Below are 6,637 nucleotides of genomic sequence, written 5' to 3' on the forward strand. Positions count from 1 at the left end.
GTGGCCGGGGCGGACGTGGTCGTGACCGGCGAGGGCTCTTACGACGGGCAGTCCGGTGACGGCAAGGTGCCCTCCTTCGTGGCGGCGCTCGCCGCGGAGGCCGGCACGCGGGCTCTCGTCGTGGCGGGGCGAATCACGGACGACGCGGACCTGTCGCCGTTCGCGGCCGCGGAGTCCCTGACCGGGATCGCCGGCTCGACGGAGGCGGCGCTCGCCGATCCGATCACGCACCTGCGCGCCGCCGCCGCGCGCCTCGCCTCCCCCTAACTCTCTTTCCTCCCTCCCTCCCTCCCTCCTCCCTCCTCCCGCCGGTTTGGGGCGGGTCCCGGGGTCGTGGGGTCCGATCCGGTGCCGTTCGGCCCGGAAACGCGCCCCGAATCGTGGCGAGCGGCGGCGGACGCGTCGACGGAGACGCCGAGCATTGACAGCCCCGGACGGGCGACATATGCTCGATTCCATCCGATGGGAATGCGCTTTCCCATCGCTATCCACCACAGACGAAGTTGTCGAGGAGACCCATGTCGTCCACCACGAACGCGACGATGGCACTGGCTCTGCCCGCGGCCGGCCGTGAGCCGAACGCCTTCCTCCGCTGGTGGTCCCGGAACTGGCACCCCGTGGTGTTCGTCGCGGTCGTCCTCGTCCTCTGGTGGGTCGCGACCGCGCTGAAGTGGGTGCCGCCGTTCATCATCCCGTCGCCCGCCGACACGTGGGCCGCGTTCTCGAACAACGCCGCCTACCTCGCGCAGCACACCTGGGTGACCACCTACGAGACGCTCGTCGGATTCGTGATCGCCGTGGTCGTGGGCCTGTTCGTCGCCGTCGTCATGGTGTACTCCAAGGGCCTGGAGCAGACGCTCTACCCGGTGATCCTCTTCGCCCAGGTGATCCCCAAGATCGCGATCGCGCCGCTGTTCATCGTGTGGCTCGGTTTCGGGACATCCCCGAAGATCCTGGTCGCGGTGCTGATGGCCTTCTTCCCGGTCGTCATCTCCGGGCTCGCGGGGCTGCGTGCGGTCGACCCCGAGATCCTGCAGCTCACCTCCACGATGGGCGCAGGACGCGCCAAGACCTTCCTTAAGGTGCGCCTGCCCGCCGCGCTTCCCGAGCTCCTGTCCGGGCTGAAGGTCGCCGCCACCCTCGCGGTGACCGGCGCGGTGGTCGGCGAGTTCGTCGGCGCCAACGAGGGACTCGGCTACGTGATCCTCCAGGCCAACGGCAACGTCGACACGGCGATGCTCTTCGCCGCCCTCATCATCATGTCGATCCTCGGCGTCCTGCTCTTCGCGATCATCCAGATCGCCGAGCGGTTCCTCATCCCCTGGCACGCGTCCAAGCGCGACGTCTCCGCGAACACCGTCCGTCTCTGATCCGCACCCGAACAACAGGAGTCCTGATGAAGAAGTCAGCATCCGTCCTCGGCGCCGTCGCGCTGCTGTCCGCCTCCGTCCTCGCCCTCGCCGGCTGCGGCGGGGCCTCGGCCCCGGCGGACGCGCCCACGGAGGGCGGATCGGGCGGCGCCGCCGAGACCACCGACGTGACGCTCATGCTCAACTGGTACCCCTACGGCGAGCACGCGCCGTTCTACTACGGGGTCGAGAAGGGGATCTTCGCCGAGCACGGCATCGACCTCACGATCAAGGCAGGCCAGGGCTCCACCAAGACGGCACAGGCCGTCGGGCAGAAGCAGGTCGACTTCGGGTGGGCCGACACCCCCGCGGTCCTCGCCAACATCGACAAGGGCGTGGGGATCACCAGCGTCGGCGTCTTCCTGCAGACGACGCCTTCCGCTGTGCAGGTCTTCACCGAGTCCGGGATCGAGAAGCCGGAGGATCTCAAGGGCAAGACCATCGCGGTCTCGGCCGGAGACGCCCCGACGACGACGTTCCCGATGTATCTGGAGGCCGTGGGGCTCTCCGAGTCCGACGTGACGCAGCAGAACCTCGACCCGGCGGGCAAGATCGCCGCGGTGCTCACCGGCCAGGTGGACGGACTCATCGGCTTCGCGCACGACCAGGGGCCCACCATCGCCGGGAAGTCCGGCAAGGAGATGACGTACCTGCGCTACTCGGACGCGGGGCTGAACTTCTACAGCAACGGCCTGATCGCGCCGAACGAGACCATCGAGAAGAACCCCGACCTGGTCAAGGAGCTCGTCGCCGCCACCTCCGAGGCGTTCGCGGCCGCGGCCGAGGACCCCGAGGGCGCCGTCGCGGCCATGGCGGGCAAGGATCCGCAGATGCCCGCCGAGGATGTCCTGCTCGACCAGTGGCAGGAGACGATCAAGCTCCTCACCACGTCCGCCACCGAGGGCGAGGCTCCCGGCGTGAACGCCGAGGAGGACTGGCAGGCCACGCTCGACGTGCTCGCCAAGGCGGGACTCATCTCCGGCGACGGCACGATCGAGACCTACTACGACGGCTCGTTCGCGCCCGGGAAGTGACGAGGACCCGATGCCGACCATGCAGGACTCGGGGCTCGCGGCGACTGGACGCCGCGGTCTGCCGGAGCAGGATCAGGAGAGCACGCCCATGACGAACGCGCCCACGGGGACCGCGCTGGAGATCAGCGACCTGGCCATCACGTTCGCCTCCAAGCGGGGCCGGGTGACGGCGCTGGAGGACGTGGACTTGACGGTGCAGGCGGGTGAGTTCCTCACGATCGCCGGTCCGTCCGGCTGCGGGAAGTCGACGCTGCTGAAGGCGGTCGCGGGTCTCACCCGGCCGAGCGGCGGCAGCATCCGGCTCCGGGGCGAGGCGGTGACCGGTCCGCGTCAGGACATCGGCTTCGTCTTCCAGCGGGCGGCGCTGCTGGAATGGCGCAGCGTCCGGGGCAACATCCTGCTCCAGGCCGAGATGCGCGGGATGGACATGCGCAAGGCCCAGGAGCGGGCGGACGAGCTCATCGAGATGACCGGGCTGACCGGCTTCGAGAAGGCGCTCCCGCACGAGCTGTCCGGCGGGATGCAGCAGCGCGTGTCGCTGTGCCGGGCGCTGCTGCACGAGCCCGGTGTGCTCCTCATGGACGAGCCGTTCGGCGCCCTGGACGCGCTCACCCGGGAGCGGATGAACGTCGAGCTCAACCGGATCTGGGCGGCGACCGGCACCACGGTGCTGCTCGTCACCCACTCCGTCCCCGAGGCGGTCTATCTGGCCAGCCGGGTGATCGTGATGAGCCCGCGTCCCGGGCGAATCCTCGAGGAGCACCGCGTCGCCCTTCCGCCGCAGCGGGGGTACGCCGAGGTGCTGGAGACGCCCGAGTTCCACCGTGTTTCCAGCCGTGTGCGCGAGCTCCTGGGTTCTCCCGGCGGCGACTGAGCCCGGCTCTCTCGCGTTTCCGCGGGTTTGGGGTGCACCCCGGGGCTTCGGGGTCCGATCCGGGTCCGTTCAGCCCGAAAACGTGCCCCGAACCGCGGCGTGCGTCGGGATCAGGCGCCGAGGACTCCGGCGACGACGGCGCGGGCCTCGGCCTGGACCTGCGCCAGGTGCTCCGGACCCCGCAGCGACTCGGCGTACAGCTTGTACACGTCCTCCGTGCCGGACGGCCGTGCCGCGAACCACGCGTGCTCGGTCTGCACCTTGAGGCCTCCGATCGCTGCACCGTTCCCGGGGGCGTGGGTGAGGCGCGCGACGATCGGCTCGCCCGCGAGCTCCGTCGCGGTGACGGCCTCCGGCGAGAGCCCCCCGAGCGCGGCCTTCTGCTCCGGCGTCGCGGGGGCGTCCACGCGCTGATACGCGGAGGCGCCGAACTCGGCCTCCAGCTCCGCGTACCGCTGCGAGGGGGTCTTCCCCGTGACGGCGATGATCTCCGCGGCGAGAAGGCACAGCAGGATCCCGTCCTTGTCGGTCGACCAGGGCGTCCCGTCCATGCGCAGGAACGAGGCCCCCGCGGACTCCTCCCCGCCGAACGCGACCGAGCCGTCGAGCAGACCGGGGACGAACCACTTGAACCCGACCGGCACCTCCAGCAGCGGCCGATCGAGCGCGGCGGCGACCTTGTCGATGATCATCGACGACACCAGTGTCTTGCCGATCGCGGCGTCGGCCCGCCAGCCCGGCCGGTGCGCGAACAGGTAGTCGATCGCCACGGCGAGGTAGTGGTTCGGGTTCATCAGGCCCGCATCCGGGGTGACGATCCCGTGCCGGTCGGCGTCCGCGTCGTTGCCGGTGAGCACGTCGTAGTCGCCCTTCTTGGCGACGAGGGAGGCCATGGCGGACGGCGAGGACGGATCCATCCGGATCTTCTCGTCCCAGTCGAGCGTCATGAAGCGCCAGGTCGGGTCCACCTCCGGGTTCACGACCGTCAGCTCCAGGCCGAACAGCTCGCCGATCAGCGCCCAGTAGTCGACGGACGCGCCGCCCAGGGGATCGGCGCCGATCCGGACTCCGGCGCGCTTGATCGCATCCACGTCGATGATCGAGGGCAGGTCGCGTACGTAGGCGTCGCGGAAGTCGTACGTGCCGATCGTCGACGGGTCGATGTCGGCGAAGCGCACGCGCTGCACGCCGTCGAGGCCGGCGGCGATGAGGGCGTTGGCGCGCTCGGCGATCCAGCCGGTCGCGTCCGTGTCGGCCGGGCCGCCGTGCGGCGGGTTGTACTTGAAGCCGCCGTCGCGCGGCGGGTTGTGGGACGGGGTCACGACGATGCCGTCCGCACGGCCCGCCTCGTCCGCCGCGAGCCCGCGGTTGTGGGTGAGGATCGCGTGGCTGAGCGCGGGGGTGGGGACCCAGGAGTCGCGGGAGTCCACCCGCACGTCCACGCCGTTCGCGACGAGCACCTCGATCGCACTGCGCTCCGCGGGCCGGGACAGGGCGTGGGTGTCCCGGCCGAGGAACAGCGGGCCCTGGATGCCCTGCGCGCGGCGGTAGTCGACGATGGCCTGCGTCGTGGCGAGGATGTGGCGCTCGTTGAAGCTGTTCGACAGGGACGACCCGCGGTGTCCGCTCGTGCCGAAGACGACGCGCTCGCCGGGGACCTCAGGATCGGGGACGCGGTCGTAGTAGGCGGCGATCAGCTCGTCGACGTCGATGAGGTCACTTTCCTCCGCGGGGAGGCCGGCTCGGCTCGTCATGGGACCAGTCTGCCGCGTGCTTCCTTTGACTGCACCCCGAAGCGCACTCGCACGTCATCTCCCGAGTGGTCACTTTCTGTGGGTTCGCGGCGCCGGAACCCACAGAAACTGACCACTCGGCGTGTGCGGGGCGGGGCTAGGCTGAACGCCGTGACCGAAGCCGAGACCGCACGCCGTACGTACAGCTACCTGGGGCCGGCCGGCACGTTCACCGAGGCGGCGCTCGAGCAGGTCCCCGAGGCCCGCGGCCACGAATGGCGCCCGGTGCACAACGTGGGCGAGGCCCTCGCCGACGTGCTGGAAGGACGCAGCGACGCGGCCATGATCGCGATCGAGAACTCCGTCGAGGGCGGGGTGACCACCACGCTGGACGCGCTCGCGACCCTCCCGGGGCTCCGGATCGTGGGCGAGTACCTGGTCAAGGTCGACTTCGTCCTCGTCGCCCCGCCCGGGACCCGGATGGAGGACGTGCGGGTGATCGCCGCTCACCCGGTCGCGTACGCGCAGTGCCACGGCTGGCTGGGCGCGCACCTTCCCGCCCACTCGCACGTCCCTGCGGCGAGCAACGTCGCCTCCGCCCTCGGGATCCTGGACGGCACGCTCCCCGCCGATGCCGCCATCGCCGCGCCGGGGATCGTGCGGCACCATGACCTGGAGCTGCTGGCGGACGGGATCGGCGACAACGAGAACGCCGTGACGCGGTTCGTCCTCGTCACGCGCACCACGGCTCCGGCCCCTCCCACCGGTGCGGACAAGACCTCCCTCATCGTCGAGCTCCCCGAGGACCACCCGGGCGCTCTGCTGGAGCTGCTGGAGCAGTTCTCCACACGCGGGATCAACCTGTCGCTGCTGCAGTCCCGACCCATCGGCGACGAGCTCGGGCGCTACCGCTTCGTCCTGGACGCCGACGGGCACATCCATGACGAGCGGATGGCGGACGCCGTCCTCGGCATCCGCCGGTTCAGCCCGCGCGTGGTCTACCTCGGCTCGTACCCGCGCGCCGACCGCCGGATCGTGCAGTACCCGGAGAGGTACGCGGACGAGGTCTTCGTCGAGGCCCGCGACTGGCTGCGCAGCCTCGTCTCCGGCGAGCCCGAGCAGTAGAGTCCGGTCGGAATCGGGAGGCGGTCCATGGTCTCGGGCGCGCTGATGATCGGCATCGTCGTGGTGGCGGCGGTCGCGATCGTCGGCCTCGTGGCGGCGCGGCGTCGGACCCGGCGGAGCGACCCGCCGGGCATCGGCACGGTCCTGCCCTCCGGGGCCGTCCTGAATCCGACCTCCTCGCCGTCCGGCACCGCGGCTTCCACCCGCCACGGGAGCCCGGTCGCGCCCGGACCGGTCCCGCCCTGCCCCGCGCCGATCCCGCCCGCCCCGGCGGGGCTGCTGCCGCCCTTCCCGACACCCGGTGCCCCGGGCAGACCTGTGGATGCGGCCGCCGGAGACGCGGAGCTCCCGCGCGAGGTGGTGGAGCTGGTGGCCGCCGGTCGCCGGGACGACGCCGTCGCCGCGTTGCGCGCCGCGACCGGTCGCGACCGCGACTGGGCCGAACGGGTGGTGGACGGGCTC

Annotated in this window: 6 protein-coding genes and 1 pseudogene; 6 read left to right on the forward strand and 1 reads right to left on the reverse strand. The window is 71.2% G+C overall.

Annotated elements, in window-relative coordinates:
- The 4 genes from MR1_RS16635 to MR1_RS16650 form a co-directional block, all read left to right on the forward strand.
- A partial coding sequence (locus tag MR1_RS16635; protein ID WP_174522555.1) for a glycerate kinase occupies nt 1-267 on the forward strand: 267 nt, incomplete at its 5' end.
- A 251-nt stretch (nt 268-518) separates the two neighbouring features.
- Complete coding sequence (locus MR1_RS16640; RefSeq protein WP_084344837.1) at nt 519-1,370, forward strand: ABC transporter permease; 852 nt, start codon at nt 519-521, stop codon at nt 1,368-1,370.
- A 26-nt stretch (nt 1,371-1,396) separates the two neighbouring features.
- A complete protein-coding gene (locus MR1_RS16645; protein WP_067249558.1) occupies nt 1,397-2,443 on the forward strand; it encodes an ABC transporter substrate-binding protein in 1,047 nt (348 codons plus the stop codon).
- Nucleotides 2,444-2,453: 10 nt separating this feature from the next.
- Entirely contained in the window at nt 2,454-3,317 is an 864-nt protein-coding gene (locus tag MR1_RS16650) for an ABC transporter ATP-binding protein (RefSeq protein WP_233460403.1), read from the forward strand.
- Between the two features lie 110 nt (nt 3,318-3,427).
- On the opposite strand, the gene pgm is transcribed toward MR1_RS16650, so the two are convergent.
- The gene (gene pgm / locus MR1_RS16655; RefSeq protein ID WP_067249560.1) at nt 3,428-5,071 is read right to left on the reverse strand and encodes a phosphoglucomutase (alpha-D-glucose-1,6-bisphosphate-dependent); all 1,644 of its coding nucleotides are present in this window, start codon (nt 5,069-5,071) and stop codon (nt 3,428-3,430) included.
- Nucleotides 5,072-5,221: 150 nt separating this feature from the next.
- Between pgm and pheA the strand changes: the two genes are divergently transcribed.
- Entirely contained in the window at nt 5,222-6,175 is a 954-nt protein-coding gene (gene pheA / locus MR1_RS16660; RefSeq protein WP_231819889.1) for a prephenate dehydratase, read from the forward strand.
- Between the two features lie 27 nt (nt 6,176-6,202).
- Nucleotides 6,203-6,637: pseudogene (locus MR1_RS16665) on the forward strand (hypothetical protein); the annotation flags it as partial.

Origin of the sequence: Microbacterium resistens NBRC 103078, from assembly GCF_001552355.1 — a bacterium.
Taxonomy (GTDB): domain Bacteria; phylum Actinomycetota; class Actinomycetes; order Actinomycetales; family Microbacteriaceae; genus Microbacterium; species Microbacterium resistens.